This is a genomic window from Streptomyces sp. NBC_01314 (assembly GCF_041435215.1).
GTDB lineage: Bacteria > Actinomycetota > Actinomycetes > Streptomycetales > Streptomycetaceae > Streptomyces.
On record NZ_CP108394.1, the window covers coordinates 9,070,047 to 9,095,473 of the forward strand.

The following is a 25,427-nucleotide window of genomic DNA, read 5'->3' on the forward strand; positions in this document are numbered from 1 at the left end:
ATGAGCGACGAGTCGACCCTGCCCGGCCTGCCCGAGGGCTACGAGATGTCCGACGACCCCGACCGCATCGACGTCGGACGGGTCCACCACTGGCTGTCCACCGACGCGTACTGGGCCCTCGATCGCTCCCGCGAGAAGCACGAGAGTGCGATCCGCGGATCCCTCAACTTCGGGGTGTACGAGGCGGGTTCGGGGGAGCAGGTGGCGTACGCGCGGGTGGTGACCGACCGGGCCACGTTCGCGTGGCTCTGCGATGTGTACGTCGACCCGTCGGCGCGCGGAAAGGGGCTGGGCACCGCCCTGGTCGCGGCAGTGCGCGAGCACCTGCGGACGTACGGGCTGCGGCGCGTCCTGCTCGCCACGCACGACGCGCACGGCGTCTACGCGAAGCTCGGGTTCGAGCCGCTCGCCAAGCCGGACCAGTGGATGGCGCTCGTGTTCGAATGAGGGTGCCGGGTGCGGCGACGAGTACCCGCGGTGAGCGGCGGATACCCCGGGTAACTCCTGAGTGACGCCTCTTGACCTGCGCAGTCCACCGTTCCACCATCGCGGCATGCCATTTCGGGTCACGTTCGTCGCCGCCGCGCGCTGCTCCTCGCTGCTCGCGGAGCGTTTCGAGGACGACCGGCCGCTGGACCAGGCCGGCTGGGACGAAGTGCAGCGCGTCGCCCATGAGCTGGTGCCGCTGGCGGCGGCCGAGCTGCGCTACTGCTCACCCACACCCCGCAGCCGGGCCACCGGTGACGCCCTCGGCTACGCGCCGCTGGGCCAGCCCGCGCTTCGGGACTGCGACATGGGCCGCTGGCGCGGCTTCACGCTCGGCGAGGCCATGGCCCGGGAGCCCTCGGCCGTGGACGCCTGGCTCGCCGACCCGCGCTCCAATCCGCACGGCGGCGAGTCGCTGATCGCCTTCATCTCCCGCATAGGCGACTGGCTCGAAACCCGACCCGTGGGCGAGGGCGGCCGTATCGTCGCCGTGGCCGAGCCGTCCGTGCTGCGCGCCGCCCTCGTCTACGCGCTCAAGGCCCCGCCGTCGTCGTACTGGAACATGGACATCCGCCCCTTGTCGACGGTCACGGTCGCGGGCCACGCGGGCCGCTGGAACCTGCGGCTGGGGACCGCGCAGTAGGTCGGCCCAAGCTCTCGACGCCTGCGTTCGCCTGCGTTCGTGTGTGTGACCGGCGTGACCGGCGTGACCGGCGTGACCGGCGTGACCGGCGTGACCGGCGTGACCGGCGCGATCGGAGGGGTGCGGGGACGCTTCGCCAGGTGAAAGTTCAGGTTCCCGGTGGAGGAGACCGCCGGCGCCCGACTGGCTGAAAACGGACGTCCCCGTGACCTCCCCTTCCGCCCGCTCGCGGGACCCCGCACGGACCGCTGGACCCGCCACCCTCCGGGGAGGTGCGCCGGTGCATCGGGAACTGGCAGGAAAGCATCCACCCGTCCTTCACTTCCGACACTTTCGGTGCTGTGCGACCCGTTGACGCTGTCTCGGTCACCTCCCTATGTTGCCGTTCGATGTGCTGATCATTGTCTGATATTTCGAACTACGCCAGACCTCACCCGAGCCGCGGAGTATCCATGTCACGCAGCACCCGCACCCGTTGGAGACTCGGCCTCACCGCCACCGCCTTCCTGGTGGCGACCGCCTCCGTCCCGGCCCCCGCGCACGCCGAGGACGTCACCGACTATGCGATCACCGTCGACCCGTCCGCCGACGGCGCGAAGATCGACGACACGATGTACGGCGTCTTCTTCGAGGACATCAACCGGGCCGCCGACGGCGGTCTGTACGCCGAACTCGTGCAGAACCGGTCCTTCGAGTACTCGACCGCCGACAACCGTGCCTACACCCCTCTCACCTCCTGGTCCGTCGACGGCACCGCGCAGGTGGTGAACGACACCGGCCGCCTCAACGAGCGCAACCGCAACTACCTCTCCTTGGGCGCCGGTGCCTCCGTCACCAACGCCGGCTACAACACGGGGGTCCGCGTCGAAGAGGGCAAGAGGTACAACTTCTCGGTGTGGGCGCGCGCCGAGAGCCGTACGACGCTGACCGTCACCCTCCAGGACGCCGACGGCACGCTGGCCGAGGCCCACCAGGTCGCGGTCAACGGCGGCTGGGCCAAGTACAAGGCCCGTTTCAAGGCGACGCGGACCAGCTCCGACGGCCGTCTGACCGTCTCCTCCGCCGGCGCCGCCGCCCTCGACGAGGTCTCCCTCTTCCCGCGCGACACCTACAAGGGCCACAAGAACGGTCTGCGTGAGGACCTCGCGGAGAAGATCGCCGCGCTGAAGCCGGGCTTCGTCCGCTTCCCCGGCGGCTGCCTCGTCAACACCGGCTCCATGCAGGACTACAGCGCGGCCTCGAACTGGGAGCGCAAGCGCTCGTACCAGTGGAAGGACACCATCGGCCCGGTCGAGACGCGCGCCACGAACTCCAACTTCTGGGGCTACAACCAGAGTTACGGCCTCGGCTACTACGAGTACTTCCAGTTCTCCGAGGACATCGGCGCGATGCCGCTGCCCGTGGTGCCCGCCCTCGTCACCGGCTGCGGCCAGAACAGGGCCACCGACGACGAGGCCCTGCTCCAGCGGCACATCCAGGACACTCTCGACCTCATCGAGTTCGCCAACGGGCCCGTGACCAGCGAATGGGGCAAGAAGCGGGCGCAGATGGGCCACCCGGAGCCCTTCCACCTCACCCATCTCGGCGTCGGCAACGAGGAGAACCTGCCGAACGAGTTCTTCGCCCGCTTCCAGAAGTTCCGGGCCGCCATCGAGGCGAAGTACCCCGACATCACGGTGGTCTCGAACTCCGGCCCCGACGACACGGGCACCACCTTCGACACCGCGTGGAAGCTGAACCGCGAGGCGAACGTCGACCTGGTCGACGAGCACTACTACAACAGCCCGCAGTGGTTCCTCCAGAACAACGACCGCTACGACTCCTACGACCGAAGCGGCCCGAAGGTCTTCCTCGGCGAGTACGCCTCCCAGGGCAACGCCTTCAAGAACGCCCTCTCCGAAGCCGCTTTCATGACCGGCCTGGAGCGCAACGCCGACATCGTGAAGCTCGCCTCCTACGCGCCGCTCCTCGCCAACGAGGACTACGTGCAGTGGAGCCCCGACATGATCTGGTTCAACAACCAGGCGTCGTGGAACTCCGCCAACTACGAGACCCAGAAGCTCTTCATGAACAACGTCGGGGACCGCGTCGTGCCGTCGACGGCCACCGGCACGCCGGCCCTCTCCGGCCCGATCACCGGAGCCGTCGGTCTCTCCACCTGGGCGACGACGGCGGCGTACGACGACGTGAAGGTGACCTCGGCGGACGGCGCGAGCCTGCTCACCGACGACTTCGGCGGTGACGCCTCGAAGTGGACCCACACCGGCAGGGGCAGCTGGAGCATCCAGGACGGACAGTACGTGCAGACCGACGTGGCCGCCGAGAACACCATGGTCTCGGCCGGTGACACCGCCTGGCACGACTACGACCTGAAGGTGAAGGCCACCAAGAAGTCCGGCAAGGAGGGCTTCCTCGTCGCCTTCGGTGTCAAGGACACGGGCAACTACTACTGGTGGAACCTCGGCGGCTGGAACAACACCACCAGCGCGGTCGAGCAGGCCGTGGACGGCGGCAAGTCCTCGCTGATCTCCAAGCCGGGCACGATCGAGACGGGCCGCACGTACGACGTCGAGGTCAAGGTGCGGGGGCGGCAGGTGACCCTGCTCCTCGACGGCAAGGAGTGGGGCAGCTTCACCGACGACAAGCCGGCGGAGCCGTTCCGGCAGGTGGTGACGCGTGACGCCGAGACGGGTGAGCTCATCGTCAAGGTCGTCAACGCGCAGGCCTCGGCGGCGCGTACGGCGATCGACCTCGGGGATGCGAAGGTGCGCTCCAAGGCCCGGGTGACCACGCTTTCGGCTGCGCCGGACGCGGTGAACACGGAGACGGCCACGCCTGTTGCGCCGGTGACGTCCACGTTCAGCGGGGTGGCCGGGGAGTTCAGCTACACGTTTCCGGCCAACTCTGTGACGTTCCTGCGGATCAGAGAGCGGTGATGTTCGGGGCGGCCCGGGGTCGGTGAGCCAGGTCGGACCGGCGGCCCCGTCAGGGGCCGCCGGCTCAGGAGCGGCGGCGGGGCTTTCCGGCCTTGCCGCCGCTCTTCGGGTTCTTGCCGCTGCGGGGGTTTCGGGCGGTCGGCTTGCCCGTCGTGGGCCGGCGCGGGTGCTTGGCCTTCGGGGGCTGCTTCTCCTCCGGGGCCTTGGCACGGCCGCGTGAGCTGTTGACCGTGCGGCCCCGGACGATGCCGATGAGGTCCTCGACCAGGTCGGTGGTCGCGTCCTGCGGCCAGCACAGGGCGATGCGGGACTCGGGGGCGTCCGTGACCGGGCGGTAGGTGAGGTCCTTGCGGTGATGGAGCCGGGCGAGCGACTGCGGGACGACGAGCAGCCCGATCCCGGCCGCCACCAGTTCGATCGCGTCCACCGTGGTGGCGGGACGCTCGAACGCCGGCTCTCCCGGCGGACGCTCCCAGTCGAGGGTGTCGTCGAGCGGATGCAGCACGACCTCGTCCGCCAGGTCCTCGGCGCTCACCTCGTCGACCGCCGCGACGACGTGGTCCTTGGGGACCACGACCACCGTGGTCTCGGTGTAGAGGGGGATCGCGCTGAGGTCGGTGTCGTCCACCGGCAGCCGTACGAAACCGGCGTCGGCACCGCCGCCCCGCAGCACGCCGAACGCCTCGGTGGCGGACACCTGGAGGAGGGTCAGGGGGACGTCGGGCAACCGCTCGTTCCAGATCCGCACCCACTTGGTGGGCGTCACTCCCGGGACGTACGCGAGCCGGAACGAAGGGGATGCTTCCGAACCTGTCACATGACCAGGCTAACGGGCGGGGACACGGGCTCGGTCATCGCGGGCGGCCAGATCCCCGGTCGTCGGCCACGGTACGGCGACGGCCTGGTGCCGGCGACGGCCGGTGGACGGTCATGGGTACGGCGTCTGCCACGGGTGCGGCGACGGCCCGGTCGGCGGTCGTGGTCGGCGGTCGGGCACATGGTCGATACCCTTGACCTCATGACGTCGCACCAGACCACCCAGACCATGAAGCCCGCCACCGCGGCGAAGAAGCTGGGTGTGTACCTCCAGGCCACCCCCGCCGAGTTCCAGGAGGGCGTCGTCACGCGCGCCGAGCTGACCGCGCTCCAGACGGACCCGCCCGCCTGGCTGGAGGAACTGCGCCGCAACGGCCCGCACCCCCGCCCGGTGGTCGCCGAGAGGCTGGGCGTCTCCATCGCCGGGCTCGCGCGCGGCGGAGTCACCGAGGCCCTCACCACCGAGCAGATCGAGGCGCTGAGGCAGGACAGCCCCGAGTGGCTGCGGAAGGAGCGCGCCACCCAGGCCGAGGTCCGCAAGGAAGGCGCCCGCCTCAAGCAGCGCGAAGCGGAGCGGTCGGCCCAGTCGGACGACCGCCGTTCCTGACCCGGTCCACCGAGTTCCGCCGGGACACTCGGCGGCACCTGGCCAACTGAACGCCCGCACCCGGCGAATTGAACGCCCGCCTCGGGCGAGCCGCCCGCCCGAGCCGCCCGCCCGAGCCGCCCGCCCGAGCCGCCCGCCATGACTGTCGTCCGGCGAAAATCCATGAGCCGCGCGGCCGGAGGGCCGGGCAGGATGCCCTGCGTGAACCATCTCCTGTGCGGACTCGCCGCCAACCCCGCCCTGCCGTCCGAGCTGGTCGACCGGCTGATCGCGGTGGCGGACGCCGACGTCGACCACGACCTCGCCGGCCGTGCCGACCTCAGCCGGGTTCAGGCGGTCACGCTGGCCTCGCGGGACGAGGGGAACGGTGTGCTGCTGGCGTACACGGGCAGACTGACCGCCGCTGACGTCGATCCCACGGCACAGCCGCGCGTCGCCCTGGCCCTGCTCGACGAGGGCGTCGGCCCCCCGGAGTGGGCTCGCCTCCTCGCGGCGGATCCGGAGGTCGAGCACCGGGAGAAGCTGGCTTCCTGCCCCGGCCTGCCTCCGGAGGTGGTGGAGACACTCGCCGCGGACCCGGACGTACGGGTCGTCGCGGAACTCGCCCTGTGGGCCGCGTCGGACGTGGCCGCCCGGCTCGCGGAACATCCGCACGCCGAGGTCCGCCGGGCCGTGGCGGTCAACGAGGCGACGCCGCCGGACGTGCTGGCGGCGCTCGTCAGCGGCGAGGGGCTGCCGCCCGCGCGGCGCTGCCTGGTCTGCGACCGCGAGGAGCCGCCGTTCACGCACAGCCCGGACTGCGTGCGGCCCGACTGCGATCTGCGGCCGGGCGCCTCCTGCGACGGCTCCCACGAATCCACCGCGCACGACATGCTGTGGGCGGCCCTGGAGAACCCGGCCACACCGGCCCAGGCGGTCGCGGGCTTCGCCGACCACCCGTCGATGCGGCTGCGGTGGGTGCTCGCCGCCCGTCCCGGTCTGCCCCCGGAGGCGTACGCGCGGCTCGCCGTGGATCCCACGCCCGGTGCCCGTGCCGACCTCGCCGAGAACCCCGCGATCGACGACACCCTGATCCGCGCGCTGGCCGACGACGCCTCCCCCGACGTTCGGCGCGGGCTCGCGCACAACCCGCGGGTGCCGCTCGACGCGCTCACCCGCCTGGCCGCCACCACCAGGATCGGCGGCACCCTCCTGCCGCGGATCGCCTCCGCCACGGCCGCCGAGGTCGAGGAACTGGCGCGGTCACCGCACGCGGTCGTACGGATGCTCCTGGCGCGACGGCGTGATCTGCCGGCCGCGATCCGTGACGCGCTGGCCGACGACCCCGACGCCAAGGTGGCCAAGTCCATAGCCCCGCACCCCGGCCTCTCCGAAGCGCGGTCGCGGGCCATGATCGATCGGCACGGGGTCCAGGTCATCGCCGGGGTGGCGGCCAACCCGGACGCCACCCCCGCACTGCTGGAGCACCTGTCCCGGCACAGGCCCCCCGCGCGAAGGGCTTTCCGCGAGATCGCCCGGCACCCCCACGCGACGGCCCCGGCGCTTCTCGCCTGCCTGGCGGACGAACGGGCGAAACCGATCGCCGCCGGTCACCCCGCACTCCCGCCCGAGGTCATCACGGACCTGCTCACCGACACCGACCCACAGGTGGCGGAAGCCGCGGCCGCCAACCCGTCGCTCCCATCCGCCCTCATGGAGAGGCTGACGAGGGGATTGCTGTCCTAGCGGTGCTCCGGCCGTGCTCCAGTCGGCGTCACCGGTGCCGAGCGCCCGCCGACCGGTGTGCGGCGGGCGACCCCCTCTTGTCGGATCTTCTCGGATTGCATAAACGTGCATGGAAACGTATAGTCATGCCATCCAAGAGGAGGGTTCCATGGCGGTACGCGTGGCGGTGGCAGGAGCGAGTGGTTATGCGGGCGGCGAAGTGCTGCGCCTGCTGCTCGCGCACCCCGAGGTCGAGATCGGTGCACTGACCGGCAACTCCAACGCGGGCCAGCGCCTGGGCGGGCTCCAGCCGCATCTGCTGCCCCTGGCCGACCGGGTGCTCCAGGAGACGACCGCCGAGGTCCTCGCCGGGCACGAGGTGGTGTTCCTCGCGCTGCCGCACGGGCAGTCCGCCGCCGTGGCCGAGCAGCTCGGCCCGGACGTGCTCGTCGTCGACATGGGTGCCGACTTCCGGCTCAAGGACCCGGCGGACTGGGAGCGGTTCTACGGCTCGCCCCACGCCGGTACCTGGCCCTACGGCCTCCCCGAACTGCCGGGTGCCCGCGCCACGCTGGAGGGGTCCAGGCGCATCGCGGTACCCGGTTGCTACCCCACGGCCGTGACGCTGGCCCTGTTCCCGGCGTACGCGGCGGGCCTCGCCGAGAGCGAGGCCGTGATCGTCGCCGCCTCCGGCACCTCCGGCGCGGGCAAGGCGCCCCGGGCGAACCTGCTGGGCAGCGAGGTCATGGGGTCGATGACCCCGTACGGCGTCGGCGGCGGCCACCGGCACACCCCCGAGATGATGCAGAACCTCGGCGGGGTCGCCGACGGGCCGGTCTCCGTGTCCTTCACCCCGACCCTCGCCCCGATGCCCCGCGGCATCCTCGCCACGTGCAGCGCGAAGGCGAGGCCCGGCGTCACCGCCGACTCCGTGCGCGCCGCGTACGAGAAGGCCTTCGCCGACGAGCCGTTCGTCCATCTGCTCCCCGAGGGACAGTGGCCCGCCACGGCGTCCGTCTACGGTTCCAACGCCGTTCAGGTGCAGGTCGCGTACGACGAGGCCGCGGGCCGCATCATCGCGATCAGCGCCATCGACAACCTCACCAAGGGCACCGCCGGTGGCGCCCTCCAGAGCATGAACATCGCCCTCGGACTCCACGAGACGACGGGGCTTTCCACGATCGGAGTCGCACCGTGAGCGTGACGGCAGCCAAGGGATTCACGGCGGCGGGCATCGCCGCCGGAATCAAAGGGAACGGCAACCCGGACCTGGCCCTCGTGGTCAACAACGGGCCCCGCCTCGCCGCCGCGGGCGTCTTCACCTCCAACCGTGTGAAGGCCGCTCCGGTCCTCTGGTCCGAGCAGGTGCTGAAGGGCGGCCAGGTCTCCGCCGTCATCCTCAACTCCGGTGGCGCCAACGCCTGCACGGGCCCCAAGGGCTTCCAGGACACGCACGCGACCGCCGAGAAGGTCGCGGAGGTCCTCGACGGGCACAACGCGGGCGAGATCGCCGTCGCCTCCACCGGCCTCATCGGCGTACACCTGCCGATGGACAAGCTGCTGCCGGGTGTCGGGACGGCCGCCGCGCAGCTCTCCGAGCACGGTGGTGAGAAGGCCGCCATCGCCATCAAGACCACCGACACCGTGCACAAGACGTCCGTCGTCTCCAAGAACGGCTGGACCGTCGGCGGCATGGCCAAGGGCGCGGGCATGCTCGCTCCCGGCCTCGCCACCATGCTCGTCGTCCTCACCACCGACGCCGACCTCGACAGCGAGACCCTGGACAGGGCCCTGCGGGCCGCCACCAGGGTCACCTTCGACCGCGTCGACTCCGACGGCTGCATGTCCACCAACGACACCGTGCTGCTGCTCGCCTCCGGGGCCTCCCGAGTGGCCCCGGACTACGACGAGTTCGCGGAAGCCGTGCGCGCGGTGTGCGACGACCTCGGACAGCAGCTGATCCGGGACGCCGAGGGCGCCGGCAAGGACATCAAGGTCGAGGTCGTCAACGCCGCGACCGAGGACGACGCCGTCGAGGTGGGCCGCTCCATCGCCCGCAACAACCTCCTCAAGTGCGCCATCCACGGCGAGGACCCCAACTGGGGACGGGTGCTGTCCGCCATCGGCACCACGCAGGCCGCCTTCGAGCCCGACCGGCTCAACGTCGCCATCAACGGCGTCTGGGTGTGCAAGAACGGCGGCGTCGGCGAGGACCGCGACAACGTCGACATGCGCTACCGCGAGGTGCACATCGTCGCCGACCTCGCCGCCGGGTCCGAGACCGCCACCATCTGGACCAACGACCTCACCGCCGACTACGTCCACGAGAACAGCGCGTACTCCTCATGAGTGCCACGCGGAAGCACACCGCCCTCCCGAAAGCCCGCATCCTCATCGAAGCGCTGCCCTGGCTGACCCGCCACAGCGGCAAGACGGTCGTCATCAAATTCGGCGGGAACGCCATGATCGACGAGGACCTGAAGGCCGCCTTCGCCCAGGACGTCGTCTTCCTGCGGCAGGCCGGCCTCAACGTGGTCGTCGTGCACGGCGGCGGCCCGCAGATCAGCGCCGCCCTCGACAGACACGGCATCGTCAGCGAGTTCAAGGCCGGTCTGCGCGTCACCACCGAGGACGCCATGGACGTCGTACGCATGGTGCTCGCCGGACAGGTGCAGCGCGAGCTGGTCGGGCTGCTCAACCAGCACGGGCCGCTCGCCGTCGGACTGACCGGTGAGGACGCGCACACCATCACCGCCACCAAGCACCAGCCCGAGATCGACGGCGAACTGGTCGACATCGGGCGGGTGGGCGAGATCACCGCGATCGACACGGGCGCGATCGAGGCACTGCTCGCCGACGGCCGCATCCCGGTCGTCTCGTCGATCGCCCGTAGCCAGGACGACCACCATGTCTACAACGTCAATGCTGATACGGCGGCTGCGGCACTCGCTGCTGCTCTGGACGCCGAGACCCTCATGGTCCTCACGGACGTCGAGGGCCTCTACGAGGACTGGCCCAACAGCGACGAGGTGATCAGCCGCCTCACCGCTTCCCAGCTGGAGAAGCTGCTGCCGGAGCTGTCCTCCGGCATGGTGCCGAAGATGCAGGGCTGCCTGCACGCCGTACGCAACGGCGTCCAGAACGCCCGCGTCATCGACGGCCGGGTCCAGCACTCGATCCTGCTGGAGATCTTCACCGACGAGGGCATCGGCACGATGGTCGTGCCAGATGCGGAAGAGGGGGACGCTGTATGACCGCCAACGACGAGCTGACCCAGCGGTGGCAGGGCTCGCTCATGAACAACTACGGCACCCCGAAGCTGTCGCTCGTCCGCGGCGCGGGCACCAGGGTGTGGGACGCCGACGGCAAGGAGTACGTCGACTACGTCGGCGGTATCGCGGTCAACGCGCTCGGCCACGCCCACCCGGCGATCGTCGAGGCCGTCAGCACCCAGATCGCCTCCCTCGGCCATGTCTCCAACCTGTTCATCGCCGAACCGCCCATCGCCCTCGCCGAACGGCTTCTCGAGCACTTCGGCCGCGACGGCAAGGTCTTCTTCTGCAACTCGGGTGCCGAGGCCAACGAGGGCGCCTTCAAGATCGGCCGGCTGACCGGGCGGACCCACATGGTCGCCACCGAGGGCGGCTTCCACGGCCGGACCATGGGCGCCCTCGCCCTCACCGGCCAGCCCGGCAAGCAGACCGGCTTCCACCCGCTGCCCGGCGACGTCACCCACGTCCCGTACGGCGACGCGCAGGCCCTGGCCGCCGCGGTCACCGAGGAGACGGCCCTCGTCATCATCGAGCCCGTCCAGGGCGAGAAGGGCGTCGTGGTCCCGCCGGCCGGCTATCTGAAGGCCGCGCGGGCCATCACGGCCGCGACCGGCTCGCTGCTGGTCCTCGACGAGGTGCAGACCGGCGTCGGCCGGACCGGGCACTGGTTCGAGTACCAGGCGCACGAGGGCGTCCTGCCGGACGTCGTCACCCTCGCCAAGGGGCTCGGCGGCGGACTGCCGCTCGGGGCGACCGTCGCCTTCGGCCGGGCCGCCGACCTGCTCCAGCCCGGCCAGCACGGCACCACGTTCGGCGGCAACCCGGTCGCCTGCGCCGCCGGACTCGCCGTCCTGGAGACCATCCGGGCCGAGGGCCTGCTGGAGAACGTCAAGCGGCAGAGCGAGAAGCTGCGCGACGGAATCGAGTCCCTCGGCGACCCGATGATCGACCATGTCCGTGGTGCGGGCCTCCTGCTGGGTATCGTGCTCACCGAGCCGCTCGCGCCCCTGGCGCAACAGGCCGCGCAGGACGCCGGTTTCCTGGTGAACGCGCCCGCCCCCGAGGTCGTACGGCTGATGCCCGCGCTCACCATCGGGGACGCGGACGTGGATGCCCTCCTCCAGGCGCTGCCCGGCATCCTCGACGCGGCGCGGGCGGCGCACGAAGCCAGTGGGGACGGACGAGCCGGGGAATGAGACGACGATGAGCCAGGCGCAGGAGCACGACCAGGCGGGGCCCGCCGTGCCACAGACCCGCACCGCACGCCACCGGCGGATCGTGGACATCCTCAACCGGCAACCTGTGCGGTCGCAGAGCCAGTTGGCGAAGCTGCTGTCCGACGACGGGCTGAGTGTCACGCAGGCGACGCTCAGCCGGGACCTGGACGAGCTGAACGCGGTGAAGATCCGCAACACCGACGGCGACCTGATCTACGCGGTGCCGAGCGAGGGGGGCTTCCGCACCCCTCGGGCGCCGCTGGGGGAGTCGGCGAAGGAGGAGCGGATGCGGCGGCTCTCCGCGGAGCTGCTGATCTCCGCGGAGGTTTCGGCGAACCTGGTGGTTCTGCGTACGCCGCCGGGGGCGGCCCAGTTCCTGGCCTCGGCCATCGACCAGGCGGAGCTGCACGACATCCTGGGGACCATCGCCGGTGACGACACGTTGCTGTTGATCAGCCGGGATCCCCTGGGCGGGCAGGCGTTGGCCGATCACCTGCTGCGGTTGGCACAGAACGGGCACTGAGGGGCACTGAGGGGGTGCTTCGCGAGGACGACGACCGCAGGCGTGAGGGGAACGCCCCCGGTCAGCCCAGCCGCCGGGCCAACCCTCCCGTGCAGCGGACCTCGTCGCCCGCCGTGATGAGCAGTGCCTCCGTGTCGTCCAGGGACTCCAGCCAGGCCAGGCCCTCACGGGACCCCATCGCGAAGGCCGCGGTCGCCCAGCAGTCCGCCCAGGTCAGACGGGGGGCGACGACCGTCACCGAGACCAGGTCCGTCACGGCGGACCTACCGGTGCGCGGGTCGACGATGTGGGCGCCGCGCTCGGCCGTGCCGGAGGTGGCCACGGCGAGGCGGTCGGCACCGGCTGCGGTGACGACGGCGGCGAGGCCCCCGGGGCGGAGGGGATCGGCCACGCCGACGCGCCACGGCCGCTCGGGTCCGGGGACACCGCACAACTGGACGTCACCGCCCCCGTTCACGCTCACCCCGGTCGCCCCGGCCTCGACCAGACGCCGGGCGGCCCGTTCGGTGGCCCACCCCTTCACGAGCCCGGTCGGATCGAAGCGGCCCTCGTACGTGGCGCTGAACCAGCCGCCGCTCAACCGCTCGGCCTCGGCGCACAGTTCGAGCACCTCGCCGACCTCGGGACGGCACTCCTCGATCGTCACCTCGCCCCGGGCCAGCCGGGAGATCTGACTGTGCTCGCGGTAGGTGCTGAACACCTCGTCCACGGCGTGGAGTCCGGCCACCGCCTCGTCGAGCGCGGCCCTGACCGCCGCGGGCTCGCCTCCTCGGACGTCGAAGGAGAAGACGGTGCCCATGACCTCCTCGGCGTGCCGCAGCTGGGAGAGCGCGGCGGCCCCGGCGGGTTCGGCCACCGGATCAGCCGGCCTGGTCCAGCGCGGACTGGAGGGACTGCTTGTAACCGCCGCTGGTGTATGTGGCGCCCGAGACAGCATCGATGTCAGCGCTCCCTGCCGAGACGGCGTTCTGGTTGAGCTTGGGGATGGCGGTACCGCTGATCTGGGTGGAGCGACCGCCGGTGGGCTGCTGCAGCGCCTCGGCGTTGGTGATCTTGCCGTCGATGACCGTGACACGGACCTGGACCGGTCCGTAGTCCGTCTTGATGGCGGAGCCGGTGAGCACCTGGGTGCCCGTCGACTGCCCGGCCCCGGACTTCTCGGCACCCTCGGCGTCGCCGCCCGTGTCCTGCGCGTCGCCGCCCGCCTCGACCTCGGTGCCCGAGTCCTGCGCCTTGCCGGCCTGGTCCAGGGCGGACTGGAGGGACTCCTTGTAGCCCGCGCTGGTGTAGGTGGCGCCGGAGACGGCGTCGATGTCGGCGCTGCCCGCGGCCACGGCCGCCTGGTTGAGCTTCGGCACCGAGTCACCGGTGATCTGGGTGGAGCGACCACCGCTCGGCGCCTGCACGGCCTCGGCCTTGGTGATCTTGCCGCCGCTGACCGTGATCCGGACCTGGACCGGCCCGTAGTCGGTCGTGACGGCGGTACCCGTGAGTACCTGGGTGCCCGAGTCCTGCGCCTTGCCGGCCTGGTCCAGGGCGGACTGGAGGGACTCCTTGTAGCCCGCGCTGGTGTAGGTGGCGCCGGAGACGGCGTCGATGTCGGCGCTGCCCGCCGCCACGGCCGCCTGGTTGAGCTTGGGGATGGCGTCGCCGCTGATCTGGGTGGAACGGCCGCCACTGGGCTGCTGCACGGTCTCGGCGTTGGTGATCTTGCCACCGTTGACGGTGATCCGGACCTGGACCGGGCCGTACTCGGTCGTGACGGCGGTACCCGTCAGGGTCTGCGCACCGGCCGCCACCCCGCCCTGTGCCGAAGGCGCGCCCCCTGCCGCCTGCACCGATCCGGCGTCCGACGCCGGCTTCAGCGACAGCAACAGCACGATGCCGGACACGGTGGCGGCGGTGGCGAGCAGGGTCCGCCGGATGGGGTGGCTCTTCTTCATCGCTCCTTCAGCTCCTGAGGTGTGAAGTCTCGCGGGGGAGACCCGTGGGGCGAACCCGTGGGAAACCCATGGCAGAAGTCGGGGTGGGGCGGTCGTGGAGACCTACGGCTGGGACGGTCGGGCGGGTGGGACCGGCGGCGAGCGGTCCCGTCGCTCACATCTCGAACGACTCGTGGTGGATACGGCGGGTCGGGACGCCCGCGCCGCGCAGCGCCTCGTAGACGCCCTGGGCGAAGCCGGGCGGCCCGCACAGGAAGACGTCGTGGCTCTCGATGTCCGGGATCTTGCGGCGCAGGGAGTCCGGCGAGATGTCGGGGCGTTCGCCCTCCGGGCTGTTCACCGCGTACATCAGGCGCGCCCCGCGCTCCTCCGCGATCTGCGCCAACTCGTCCCACAGGGCCAGGTCCTGGGTGGTGTTGGCCCGGTAGAGCAGGGTCAGGTCACCGGCCGCGCCGGGCAGCGTCTCGAACAGGGCCCGCATCGGCGTGATGCCCACACCGCCGGCCACCAGCAGCACCTTGCCCCGGCTGCGCTTGCCGGCCGTGAGCGCCCCGTACGGGCCCTCGGCCCACACGCGGGTGCCGGGCTCCAGGTCGCGCAGGGCCGAGCTGTGGTCGCCGATCGCCTTGACCGTGATGCGCAGCATGTTGGGCCGGGGCGCCGCCGACAGCGAGTACGGGTGCGAGCTGAACCGCATGCCCGGCGCGAGGAACCGCCAGCGGAAGAACTGCCCGGCCTCCGCGCCCATCCGGTGCAGCTTGCGTCCGCTCATCAGCACCGAGACGATGCCGGGCGACTCCTCGATGACCGCCTCGACCCGCAGCCGGTGCTTCACGTTCAGCTTGATCGGGACCATGATCCGGTACCAGACCACCAGCGCGGTCACCGAGCCGTACAGCGCGTACCAGCCGGTCTTCGCGGCGGGTGTGGCGGCGAACTCGTTGCCGGTGGTGATCTGGTGCCAGAACGTCAGGAACGTGGCCGCGTACGTCAGCAGGTGCGTGTGGTACCAGAGGTCGTACGGGATGCGCTTGCGCACCGGGCCGATCGAGATGAGCCCGATGAACACCAGCAGACCGGTGCCGATGGCGGCCTTGCCCATGTCCGGCAGCTGGTTGATCGAGTCGATCGTCTGCTGGAGGATCGCGGTGTGGGTGAGGCCGGCCTGGAGGGCGTACCCGTACATCGTGAGGACGACGTGCGCGACGACCAGGCAGAGCGTGTAGCGGCCGGTCATCGCGTGCCAGCGGGCCACCCGGTCGGAGCCGACCCGGCGCTCCAGCGCGGGCACCCGGGCCATCTGGAGCACCACCAGGGCCATCAGGTACCCGCCGAGCAGGCCTGTGATCCGCCCGGCGTTGACCATCTTGCTGCCCTGGTCCGCGATGGACGGGGTGTTGTCCCACCACAGCCACACCACCGCGGCCGCGCCCGCCCAGAAGGCGATCAGCAACGGGACTGCGGGGGAACGACGAGGTCGGATGCGGCGCATCGTCTGGCGGCGCGCTGCGCGACCTCCGGCGATCGTGGACACGGTTCCTCCGTGGTGGGCTGGACCCTTGGCCCACACGTACGTGCAGGGAGTGCCGCGTGTTCAACCGAGTGAACAACTGCCTCGCGGAACGCGCGGTCCCGGGTGACGGCCGCGGGCCCGACAGCCGCCCCGATCGCGAGGCGCGGCTTTCGTCCCGCTACGCGAACGGGCGCTCAGGCGCCGGAGGGCGGCAGCGGCAACGGCAGTCCGGGCAGTCCGTCCAGACTGGTCGCGATGTGGTCCTTGGAGTCGAAGTAGGCGCTGAGCGAGTCGTCGTCCTCGCGCGCGAAGCGTCTGCCGTGCAGGTCGCGGTCGTCCTCGTACGCCATGAACGGCACGGCGTACCCGCAGCTGTCGCGGATGCGCTCCGCCCGGACCACGATGACGGCGCGCAGGCCGTGCGGGGTGGGGTCGATGTCGGGGAAGCGGGCGAGGAGTCCGGTGAAGCGCGGGTCGTCGCGGAAGACGGCCTCACCCGTGCCGTGCACCCGCACGATGTTGGGCGGGCCCTGGAAGGCGCACCACATGAGGGTGATCCGGCCGTTCTCACGCAGGTGCGCGATCGTCTCCGCGTTGGACCCCGCGAAGTCCAGGTAGGCGACGGTCAGTTCGTCGAGGATCACGAAGGAACCCCGCAGGCCCTTGGGGGAGAGGTTGACCGTGCCGTCGGCGGACAGCGGCGCGGTCGCGGTGAAGAAGAGGGGCTGGGCCTCGATGAACGTACGCAGGCGGCCGTCGATGCTCTCGTAAGTCTTTCCCATGTCTAACGATTATCGACGGTAACGCTTCGCCTGTCTAAGGGATTGGGCTCTGATCTGAAAGAGCTGGGCCCGAAAACGCGAATTCCGGGTGGACCCCATCGCTGGGATCCACCCGGAATCAGGTCTTCCATGGCCGTCCCGGGCCCGCCGACCGTGGCACCGGACCGGTGACCGAGCCGGTCGACCATCGATCGGGGCGGTCACCTACTGGGCGAGCCGACGATCGATGGTTGAGCTGCCGGACTACGGTTCGAGCTGCCGGACTACTGGTTGAGCTGGCAGGGGGCGAGGGCTTCGAGGCCCTCGGGCTTGGCGGCGGCGCGGCCGATCGCGGTCTCGATGCGGTTCAGCGTGGCGACGCGCTTGTCCTCCAGCGGGCCGAGGATGGCGTTGTCGACGAAGTTGGCGCCGCCCTGGCCGACGGTGTCGATGAGGCGCTGGTTGGCCTCTGCGATCTGCGTGTCGAGGAGGGCCAGGTTGCGGTCGACCTCGGCCTGCGCGGAGGCGGGGATGGCCGGGAGGCTTCCCTCGACGGCCGGGCAGGTGATGGTGCCCGCGGCACCCGCGGCACCCGCGTCGCCCTCGGCACCGGCGTTGCCCGCTTCGGCGCCGGCCTCGCCCGCGCCCGCTTCCTCGCCGGCTCCGGCCGCCGCACCGGCGTCCGCCTCTTCACCGGCGCCTGCGGCGCCGCCCTCGTTGAGCTGGCAGGGGGCGAGGGCTTCGAGGCCCTCGGGCTTGGCGGCGGCGCGGCCGATCGCGGTCTCGATGCGGTTCAGCGTGGCGACGCGCTTGTCCTCCAGCGGGCCGAGGATGGCGTTGTCGACGAAGTTGGCGCCGCCCTGGCCGACGGTGTCGATGAGGCGCTGGTTGGCCTCTGCGATCTGCGTGTCGAGGAGGGCCAGGTTGCGGTCGACCTCGGCCTGCGCGGAGGCGGGGATGGCCGGGAGGCTTCCCTCGACGGCCGGGCAGGTGATGGTGCCCGCGGCACCCGCGGCACCCGCGTCGCCCTCGGCACCGGCGTTGCCCGCTTCGGCACCGGCCTCGGCGCCGGCACCGGCCTCGGCGGCCTCGCCGGCGCCCGCGGCGCCGCCCTGGACGAGCTCACAGGGGGCGAGGGCTTCGAGGCCCTCGGGCTTGGCGGCGGCGCGGCCGATCGCGGTCTCGATGCGGTTGAGCACGGCGACGCGCTTGTCCTCCAGCGGGCCGAGGATGGCGTTCTGGACGAAGTTGGCGCCGCCCTGGCCGACCGTGTCGATGAGGCGCTGGTTGGCCTCCTGGATCTGGGTCTGCAGCTGGGCGAGGTTGTTGGTGACCTCGGCCTGCGCGGAGGCGGGGATCGCCGGGAGGCTTCCCTCGACGGCCGGGCAGGAGATGGTGCCGGGGGACGCGGCGTCCTGCCCGTTGTTGTTGGCACCCTCACCGGCGAGGGCGGAACCCGCGATGACCGCTCCGGAGAGCACGACCGCGGCGGCGCCGCCGATGATCCCTACGCGACGCTTGTTGTACTTCGGAAGAGCCCTGGACATGCGGATGCCTCACTCGGGTCGGGTGTGGTCTGTGTGAACTAACGCGGCGCCTGCGTTCGGGGAGAGTTACGGGTAAGCGGTTTCGTTTGTTCAAACCTTTCTCTGCATCTCTCAAAGTTCTCCCAGATTGACGATTCATGCAGTGTTCTGCATACTCATGCATGACGGTGAACGCAGTGTGCGGAGAGACCGTGCCGAGCGCGACCTGGCCCGAGGCGTGTAACTCACCCGAGGCGTATAAAAGGTCCGCGGTCACATCCACCCCCTCTCTAGGAGCGACGCGAGTGAGCAGCAACAGCGGTGACGTACGGCTCTGGGGCGCCCGTTTCGCCGACGGTCCCGCCGAGGCCCTGGCGAAGCTGTCGGCGTCCGTGCACTTCGACTGGCGGCTGGCCCCGTACGACATCGCGGGCTCCCGCGCCCACGCGCGCGTGCTGCACAAGGCGGGCCTGCTCACCGAGGACGAGCTGACCCGGATGACCGCGGGCCTGAACCAGCTCGCAGCGGACGTGGCGTCGGGCGAGTTCGTCGGCACCGTCGCCGACGAGGACGTGCACACCGCCCTGGAGCGCGGTCTCCTGGAGCGCCTCGGCCCCGACCTGGGCGGCAAGCTGCGTGCCGGCCGGTCCCGGAACGACCAGGTCGCGACCCTCTTCCGGATGTGTCTGCGGGACCACGCCCGGACGATCGGCGGCCTGATCGCCGACCTTCAGGACGCGCTGATCGGCCTGGCGGAGGCCCACCCGGACACGGCGATGCCCGGCCGCACGCACCTCCAGCACGCCCAGCCCGTGCTCTTCGCCCACCACGTCCTCGCGCACGCCCAGTCCCTGTCCCGGGACGCCGAGCGGCTGCGCCAGTGGGACGAGCGCACGGCCGTCTCTCCGTACGGCTCGGGCGCCCTCGCGGGCTCCTCGCTGGGCCTGGACCCGGAGGCGGTCGCCAAGGATCTCGGCTTCGAGCACGGCAGCTCGGCCAACTCCATCGACGGCACGGCGTCCCGTGACTTCGTCGCCGAGTTCGCCTTCATCACCGCGATGATCGGTGTGAACCTCTCCCGGATCGCCGAGGAGGTCATCATCTGGAACACGAAGGAGTTCTCCTTCGTGACCCTCCACGACGCGTTCTCGACGGGCTCGTCGATCATGCCGCAGAAGAAGAACCCGGACATCGCGGAGCTGGCGCGCGGCAAGAGCGGCCGCCTGATCGGCAACCTGACGGGCCTGATGGCGACCCTGAAGGCCCTGCCCCTGGCCTACAACCGCGACCTCCAGGAGGACAAGGAGCCGGTCTTCGACTCCATCGACCAGCTGGAGATCCTCCTCCCCGCCTTCACCGGCATGATGGCCACCCTCACCGTCCACCGCGAGCGCATGGAGGAACTGGCCCCCGCCGGCTTCTCCCTCGCCACCGACATCGCCGAGTGGCTCGTCAAGCAGGGCGTCCCCTTCCGTGTCGCACACGAGGTGGCCGGCGAGTGCGTCAAGGCCGCCGAGGCCGAGAACAAGGAGCTCAACGACCTGACGGACGACCAGTTCGCCAAGATCTCCTCCCACCTGACCCCCGAGGTCCGCACGGTCCTCAACGTCCCCGGCGCCCTCGCCTCCCGCAACGGCCGAGGCGGTACGGCCCCGAGCGCGGTGGCGATCCAGCTGGCGGAGATCAAGACGGACGTGGCGGCCCAGCACGCGTGGGCGACTGCCAAGAAGAGCTGAGGGTAAGCGCCCTGAAAGGGGCGCGGGGAACTGCGCGACCAGCCCCCACCGAACCCGCACCTGGGGGGTCGAAGGGGCGCAGCCCCTGAAGGACGGGACGGGTAGGGGCGGCGGGGGCGAAAACTCCCCGGAGCCACCACACCACTCAACGAAGGTCGTCGCGGGTTACGTTGGTCGAGCCCCAAGGAGCCGACCGAACGGAGCCCGCGATGCCCTTCGCCCGACTGGCCGCAGCGACAACCCCCACCTGCCACCTCGGACTCGGCCTCGCCGCAGTCGCCCGCCCCGGCTACATCAACCTCGGCCGCGACGCCGACCTCGGAGAGACCCGCACCGTCGAGGCCCTCCGCACCCGCACCCACGAACTCCTCGACGCCGCCCACGCCCAGGGCGTCCGCTACTTCGACGTGGCCCGCTCGTACGGCCTTTCGGAGGAGTTCCTCGCCGACTGGCTGAGGTCCCGCCCCGACATCGGCGACATCGTCGTTGGCAGCAAGTGGGGCTACACCTACACGGCCGACTGGACCACCGACGCCGAGAAGCACGAGGTCAAGGACCACAGTCTCCAGACGTACGAGCGGCAGCGCGCCGAGAGCGCCGAACTGCTCGGCGACCGGCTCGACCTCTACCAGATCCACTCGGTGACCCCGGACAGCCCGGCCCTCACCGACAAGGAACTCCACGCCAGGCTGGCGGAGGCCGCCGCCCAGGGCGTCACCATCGGCTTCTCCACCAGCGGTCCGGCCCAGGCGGAGGCCATCCGTACCGCCCTCGCCGTGACCGTGGACGGCGAACCCCTCTTCCGTGCCGTCCAGTCGACGTACAACGCGCTGGAGACCTCCGCGGCGCCCGCCCTCGCCGAGGCGCACGACGCCGGGCTCACCGTGATCGTCAAGGAGGGCATGGCCAATGGCCGGCTGGCCGGCCCGCACGCCCCGGCCGCGCTCAGGTCCGTCGCCGAGCAGACCGGGCTCGGCTGCGACGCGGTCGCCCTGGCGGTGGTCCTGCGACAGCCGTGGGCCGGCGTCGTCCTCTCCGGCGCCGCCACCACCACGCAACTCGCCTCCAACCTGCACGCGGCGGTCGTGGACCTCGACGACGAGCAGCTGACCGGCCTCGCGGACCTGGTCGAGGACCCGCGGACGTACTGGGAGAAGCGCGGACAGCTGCCCTGGCACTGAGAACCGCCGCCCCGAGCACGGAAAGACCCTGCTGAACCCTGCTGAGTGCCTCACCGGGACAGTCAACATGAGACGTCCATGCCCGCGATGAGACATAGATGTCTCAAATGGGCTATGGTCGTCTCATGGCCGTCGATCGTGAACACGTGCTGCGCAGCGCAGCCGCCCTGCTGACCCGCAAGTCCACAGCGACGATGGACGAGGTCGCGAAGACCGCCGGGATCAGCCGGGCCACGCTGCACCGCCATTTCGCCGGGCGCGACGCGCTCGTACGGGCGCTGGAGGCGCTCGGTATCGCGGAGTGCGAGGCCGCGCTCGATGCGGCCCGCCCGACCGACGGACCGGCACCCGAGGCCGTACGACGGCTCGTGCGGGAGATCGAACCGGCCGCGGGCCTTCTCGCCTTCCTCTACACCGAGAACCAGCTGTTCGAGGGGGAGCAGCAGCACGAGGGCTGGTCCCGGATCGACGACCGTGTCGCGGCCCTCTTCAAACGCGGCCAGGCGGCCGGCGAGTTCCGTATCGACCTCACCCCGGCCTGGCTCACCGAGGCGCTGTACGGCCTGCTGGCCTCCGGCGCCTGGGCGGTCTCGGAAGGCCGCGTGGCCTCCAAGGACTTCACCTTCATGATCGCCGAGCTGCTGCTCGGCGGCGCACTGCGTCATCCCGAACAACCGGGACATGCCGAAAAACCGAGAGAGGAATCATGACCAGCACCCTGCAGCCGGCCCGCACGACGGAGGCGGAGAAGAGGCCGGGCCGTTGGCTCGCGCTCTCCGTCCTCGTGCTCGCCGTGCTGCTGGTGGCCGTCGACGCGACCGTCCTCGGTCTCGCGACCCCCTACATCAGCGAGGACCTCAAGCCCTCGGGCACCCAGCTCCTGTGGATCGGTGACGTCTACTCGTTCGTCATCGCGGGCCTGCTCGTCTCGGCCGGCAGCCTCGGCGACCGCATCGGCCGCAAGAAGCTGCTGCTCGTGGGAGCCACGGCGTTCGGCGCGATATCCGTGCTCAACGCCTACGCCACGACGCCCGAGATGATGATCGTCGCGCGGGCGCTGCTGGGCGTCGCGGGCGCGACCCTGATGCCCGCCACCCTCGCCCTGATCCGCAACCTCTTCCACGACCCGCGCGAGCGCAGCCTCGCCATCGGCATCTGGGGCGCCACGGCCTCCGCCGGCACGGCGGTCGGCCCGGTCGTCGGCGGGTTCCTGCTGGAACACTTCTGGTGGGGCTCGGTCTTCCTGATCAACCTGCCCGTGATGGCCGTCCTCGTCCTCGTCGGCGTCAAGCTGCTGCCCGAGTCCCGCCACCCGAGCCCGGGCCCGTGGGACGTGCTCAGCGTCGGCCTGTCGCTGGTCGGCATGATCGGTGTCGTGTACGCGGTGAAGGAGACCGCCACCCACGGCGTCGACGGCAACGCGCTCGCCGCGGGCCTCTTCGGCATCGCTGGACTGTCCCTCTTCGTACGCCGTCAGCTCACCCTGCCGCACCCACTGCTGGACATGCGCCTGTTCCGCAACCGGGGTTTCTCCGGCGCCGTCCTCGCCGACCTGCTGACCATTCTCGGCCTGTCCGGCCTGGTGTTCTTCCTCTCGCAGTTCCTGCAACTCGTCCAGGGGCGACGCCCGTTGGAGGCAGGCCTCGCCGAACTGCCGGCGGCCGTCGGCGCGGTGGTCGCGGGCCTGCTCGCCGGAGCCGCCGCCCGCCGCTTCTCGGTCCGCTCCGTGGTCGCGGGCGGCCTGGCGGCCATCGGCGTGGCCCTCGCCCTGCTCACCCTGGTCGACCGGTCCACCGGCTATCCCCTGATCGGCGCTGCGCTGCTGATCGTCGGCGTCGGCGCGGGCTTCTCCTTCACCGTCACCGCCGACGTCATCCTCTCCAGCGTCCCGAAGGAACAGGCGGGGTCGGCTTCGGCGGTCTCCGAGACGGCGTACGAGTTGGGGGCCGCCCTGGGCATCGCGGTCCTGGGCTCGATCGTCACGGGCGTCTACCGCGACTTCGCCGCACCCGCGGGCACCCCGGCCGAGGCCCGCGAGTCACTGGGCGGAGCGATGGAGGCGGCGGCGGGCATGCCGTCGAACGCGGCGCAGGAAATGCTGGCATCGGCTCAAGCGGCCTTCGTCGACGGCCTGGCCATCGCCGCCGGCGCAGGCGCGGCTGTTCTCCTGGCAACAGCAGCGGCAGCTTGGTTCCTGCTTCGCGGCCAACGGTTGGACAGCAGGGCTTAGGGGCGCGGGGAACTGCGCGACCAGCCCCCACCCACCCGCAGCCAACGAACGACCGAAGACCCCCGCACCCCCAGCGGAGCGGCGTCGCGGAGCTACGCCGCCTCTTTCGCCTTCGACGCATACATGTCCACGTACTCCTGCCCCGACAGCCGCATGACCTCGGCCATCACGGAATCGGTCACCGCCCGCAGCACATACCGGTCCCGGTCCATGCCCTCGTACCGGGAGAACTCCATCGCCTCACCGAACCGCACAGTCACCCGATGCGGCCGGGGCAACCCCGCACCCCCCGGCTGGATCTTGTCCGTCCCGATCATCGCGAAGGGGACCACCGGCGCCCCGGTCATCAGCGTCAGCCGGGCGATCCCCGTGCGCCCCCGGTACAGCCGGCCGTCGGGCGACCGCGTCCCCTCGGGGTAGATGCCGAACAACCTGCCCTCGTCCAGCACCCGCCGCCCGGTCATGAGCGCGGCCACCCCGCCCCGGCCGCCGTCGCGGTCGACGGGGATCATGCCGACGCCGGTGAAGAACCAGGCCATCAGACGGCCCTTGATCCCCTTGCCGGTGACGTACTCGTCCTTGCCGATGAAGAAGACCTGCCGGTCGCAGACCAGGGGCAGGATCATCGAGTCGATGAAGGTCACATGGTTACCGGCGAGGATCACCGGACCGTCTCCCGGAATGTGCTCCACGCCCTCCACCCGGGGGCGGAACATCAGGCGCATGATCGGTCCGAGCACTGCCTTGATGAGCACGAAGCGGGACAACAGGCCCTCCCATGTCTAGCGTTCCGGTACAAGTCTGTGCAGGTGAGGACGATACTCCCGGCTCACGGGCCGGCGCACATCGGGTTCACCGAGTGGATACCAACAATTGACACGGCTTTACCTGCGCTGCCGTCCAGGTGGCGGGCTGTCACTCCCAGGAAATATGTGACGGACATCGCGTCACCGAACCGACACTCTGTCAAATTCCGCCTCTCGGGCGACACAAGGCGTCTTCCGCGTGTTCTGTCCCAGGTCTCCCGACGGTCACCTCAGGACACCTACGATCGTCCCGCTTTGACAGGTGCAGGGCATCACGGTGGAGGAGCCGGTCATGGGGACGCAGGAGTCACGGAAGTCGCAGGACTCGGACGAGCAGGGACGCGGAGCGGGCCGACGGGCGCTGCTGGGCGCCGCGATGCTCGGCGCGGGCGGAGCGGTCCTCGGGCTGCCGGCCACGGCGAGAGCCGACGGGGCCGAGCCGAGTGCGCAGTCGGGCGGCGGCTACCGGGGCCTGCCGGTGCCGACGATCATCGCGCACCGCGGCGCCAGCGGCTACCGCCCGGAGCACACGCTCGGCTCGTACCAGCTCGCCCTCGACCTGGGCGCGCACGTCATCGAGCAGGACCTCGTGCCCACCAAGGACGGCCATCTCGTATGCCGGCACGAGAACGACATCACCGGCACGACCGATGTCGCGGCGCACCCCGAGTTCGCCGCCCGGAAGACCACGAAGGCCGTCGACGGCGTCTCCTACACCGGCTGGTTCACCGAGGACTTCACCCTCGCCGAACTGAAGACCCTGCGTGCCAAGGAGCGCATCCCGGGCAACCGCCAGGAGAACACCCTCTACGACGGCCGCTGGGAGATCCCCACCTTCGAGGAGGTGCTGCGCTGGGCGGACAAGGAGGGCAGGAAGCGGGGCAAGCGGATCTGGCTGCACGTCGAGACCAAGCACCCCTCCTACTTCCGCAAGCTGGGCCTCGGGCTGGAGGAGCCGCTCGCCAAGCTGCTGCGTAAGTACGACCGTCACAAGAAGAACGCGCCGGTCTTCCTCCAGTCGTTCGAGCCGAGCAGCATCCAGCGCCTGAACCGCCTGGTCGACAGCCCCCTCGTCGTCCTGCTCTCCGGCGCCGCCACCCGCCCCTGGGACTTCGTCGAGGCCGGTGACCCGCGTACCGTCGCCGACCTGGTCAAGCCGGACGGGCTCGGCTGGATCGCCTCGTACGCCAACGGCATCGGCCCCACGCTCGACCTGATCATCCCGCGCGACGCGGGCGGCAACCTCACCACGCCGACCACCCTCGTCGCGGACGCGCACGCCAAGGGCCTGATCCTGCACCCCTACACCATGCGCAACGAGAACGCCTTCCTGCCGGCGAACTTCCGCAGGGGCACGGACGCCAACGCCTACGGCGACGCCTTCGGCGCGTTCAAGGTGTACTTCGACACCGGTATCGACGGCATCTTCACCGACAACGCGGACACGGGCCTGCTGGCCCACGCGGACTTCGTCAACGACTGACCCGTGGAATCGAACGTCAACGGATGACGCCCGTGCCCCGGTTG

General features: G+C 70.8%; 21 protein-coding genes and 1 pseudogene. 15 read left to right on the top strand and 7 right to left on the bottom strand.

Translation table 11 applies throughout. The features are described from left to right. The 3 genes from OG622_RS39910 (at position 1) to OG622_RS39920 (ending at position 4,065) form a co-directional block, all read left to right on the top strand. Complete coding sequence (locus OG622_RS39910) at positions 1-447, top strand: GNAT family N-acetyltransferase (RefSeq protein WP_371581509.1); 447 nt, start codon at positions 1-3, stop codon at positions 445-447. Between the two features lie 106 nt (positions 448-553). After that, entirely contained in the window at positions 554-1,129 is a 576-nt protein-coding gene (locus OG622_RS39915; protein WP_371581511.1) for a histidine phosphatase family protein, read from the top strand. Between the two features lie 452 nt (positions 1,130-1,581). Then, the gene (locus tag OG622_RS39920; protein ID WP_371581512.1) at positions 1,582-4,065 is read left to right on the top strand and encodes an alpha-L-arabinofuranosidase C-terminal domain-containing protein; all 2,484 of its coding nucleotides are present in this window, start codon (positions 1,582-1,584) and stop codon (positions 4,063-4,065) included. A 64-nt stretch (positions 4,066-4,129) separates the two neighbouring features. Here the strand turns inward: OG622_RS39920 and OG622_RS39925 are convergent, their stop codons facing one another. After that, the gene (locus OG622_RS39925) at positions 4,130-4,882 is read right to left on the bottom strand and encodes a LysR substrate-binding domain-containing protein (protein ID WP_371581513.1); all 753 of its coding nucleotides are present in this window, start codon (positions 4,880-4,882) and stop codon (positions 4,130-4,132) included. Between the two features lie 201 nt (positions 4,883-5,083). On the opposite strand from OG622_RS39925, the gene OG622_RS39930 reads away from it, so the two are divergent. The 7 genes from OG622_RS39930 to OG622_RS39960 all read left to right on the top strand — a co-directional run bounded on the left by OG622_RS39930 (position 5,084) and on the right by OG622_RS39960 (position 12,204). Continuing rightward, the gene (locus tag OG622_RS39930) at positions 5,084-5,488 is read left to right on the top strand and encodes a DUF5997 family protein (protein ID WP_371581514.1); all 405 of its coding nucleotides are present in this window, start codon (positions 5,084-5,086) and stop codon (positions 5,486-5,488) included. Between the two features lie 201 nt (positions 5,489-5,689). After that, positions 5,690-7,213, top strand: a complete 1,524-nt coding sequence (locus tag OG622_RS39935) for a hypothetical protein (protein WP_371581515.1) — start codon at positions 5,690-5,692, stop codon at positions 7,211-7,213. A gap of 148 nt (positions 7,214-7,361) precedes the next feature. Continuing rightward, positions 7,362-8,390 carry an N-acetyl-gamma-glutamyl-phosphate reductase gene (gene argC, locus OG622_RS39940; RefSeq protein WP_371581517.1) on the top strand — a complete coding sequence of 343 codons (1,029 nt, stop codon included), beginning with the start codon at positions 7,362-7,364 and terminating at the stop codon, positions 8,388-8,390. Then, positions 8,387-9,541, top strand: coding sequence for a bifunctional glutamate N-acetyltransferase/amino-acid acetyltransferase ArgJ (argJ, locus tag OG622_RS39945; RefSeq protein ID WP_371581518.1), 1,155 nt, complete (start codon positions 8,387-8,389; stop codon positions 9,539-9,541). The genes argC and argJ overlap by 4 nt, the downstream gene beginning before the upstream one ends. Continuing rightward, positions 9,538-10,446, top strand: a complete 909-nt coding sequence (argB, locus tag OG622_RS39950; protein WP_371581519.1) for an acetylglutamate kinase — start codon at positions 9,538-9,540, stop codon at positions 10,444-10,446. The genes argJ and argB overlap by 4 nt, the downstream gene beginning before the upstream one ends. Next, positions 10,443-11,660 (top strand): acetylornithine transaminase, encoded by a 1,218-nt coding sequence (locus OG622_RS39955; protein WP_371581521.1) that lies wholly within the window; start codon positions 10,443-10,445, stop codon positions 11,658-11,660. The genes argB and OG622_RS39955 overlap by 4 nt, the downstream gene beginning before the upstream one ends. Positions 11,661-11,667: 7 nt before the next feature. Then, the gene (locus OG622_RS39960) at positions 11,668-12,204 is read left to right on the top strand and encodes an arginine repressor (RefSeq protein ID WP_371581522.1); all 537 of its coding nucleotides are present in this window, start codon (positions 11,668-11,670) and stop codon (positions 12,202-12,204) included. A 61-nt stretch (positions 12,205-12,265) separates the two neighbouring features. On the opposite strand, the gene OG622_RS39965 is transcribed toward OG622_RS39960, so the two are convergent. The 5 genes and pseudogenes from OG622_RS39965 to OG622_RS39985 all read right to left on the bottom strand — a co-directional run. After that, positions 12,266-13,060, bottom strand: a complete 795-nt coding sequence (locus tag OG622_RS39965) for an FAD:protein FMN transferase (RefSeq protein WP_371581524.1) — start codon at positions 13,058-13,060, stop codon at positions 12,266-12,268. A 4-nt stretch (positions 13,061-13,064) separates the two neighbouring features. Then, positions 13,065-14,147, bottom strand: a complete 1,083-nt coding sequence (locus OG622_RS39970) for an FMN-binding protein (protein ID WP_371581526.1) — start codon at positions 14,145-14,147, stop codon at positions 13,065-13,067. Positions 14,148-14,301: 154 nt separating this feature from the next. After that, positions 14,302-15,639: a ferric reductase-like transmembrane domain-containing protein gene (locus OG622_RS39975; RefSeq protein ID WP_371584367.1), complete on the bottom strand. Its 1,338-nt coding sequence runs from the start codon at positions 15,637-15,639 to the stop codon at positions 14,302-14,304. 215 nt (positions 15,640-15,854) lie between these two features. Further along, positions 15,855-16,442 carry a pyridoxamine 5'-phosphate oxidase family protein gene (locus OG622_RS39980; protein WP_371581528.1) on the bottom strand — a complete coding sequence of 196 codons (588 nt, stop codon included), beginning with the start codon at positions 16,440-16,442 and terminating at the stop codon, positions 15,855-15,857. Between the two features lie 692 nt (positions 16,443-17,134). Beyond that, positions 17,135-17,968 (bottom strand): annotated as a pseudogene (locus tag OG622_RS39985) (hypothetical protein); the annotation flags it as partial. Between the two features lie 284 nt (positions 17,969-18,252). On the opposite strand from OG622_RS39985, the gene argH reads away from it, so the two are divergent. From argH to OG622_RS40005, 4 genes are all read left to right on the top strand, one after another. Then, the gene (gene argH / locus OG622_RS39990; protein ID WP_371581530.1) at positions 18,253-19,683 is read left to right on the top strand and encodes an argininosuccinate lyase; all 1,431 of its coding nucleotides are present in this window, start codon (positions 18,253-18,255) and stop codon (positions 19,681-19,683) included. Positions 19,684-19,892: 209 nt separating this feature from the next. Beyond that, entirely contained in the window at positions 19,893-20,864 is a 972-nt protein-coding gene (locus OG622_RS39995) for an aldo/keto reductase (RefSeq protein WP_371581532.1), read from the top strand. Positions 20,865-20,989: 125 nt separating this feature from the next. Next, positions 20,990-21,574: a TetR/AcrR family transcriptional regulator gene (locus OG622_RS40000; RefSeq protein ID WP_371581534.1), complete on the top strand. Its 585-nt coding sequence runs from the start codon at positions 20,990-20,992 to the stop codon at positions 21,572-21,574. Beyond that, positions 21,571-23,094, top strand: a complete 1,524-nt coding sequence (locus OG622_RS40005; protein WP_371581535.1) for an MFS transporter — start codon at positions 21,571-21,573, stop codon at positions 23,092-23,094. Before OG622_RS40000 ends, OG622_RS40005 begins: the two co-directional genes overlap by 4 nt. A gap of 92 nt (positions 23,095-23,186) precedes the next feature. Here OG622_RS40005 and OG622_RS40010 read toward each other — a convergent pair whose 3' ends face one another. Beyond that, positions 23,187-23,861: a lysophospholipid acyltransferase family protein gene (locus OG622_RS40010; protein WP_371581536.1), complete on the bottom strand. Its 675-nt coding sequence runs from the start codon at positions 23,859-23,861 to the stop codon at positions 23,187-23,189. A gap of 331 nt (positions 23,862-24,192) precedes the next feature. Here OG622_RS40010 and OG622_RS40015 point away from each other — a divergent pair, with 331 nt between their 5' ends. Next, a complete protein-coding gene (locus OG622_RS40015; RefSeq protein ID WP_371581538.1) occupies positions 24,193-25,383 on the top strand; it encodes a glycerophosphodiester phosphodiesterase in 1,191 nt (396 codons plus the stop codon). The last annotated feature ends 44 nt before the right edge of the window (positions 25,384-25,427 follow it).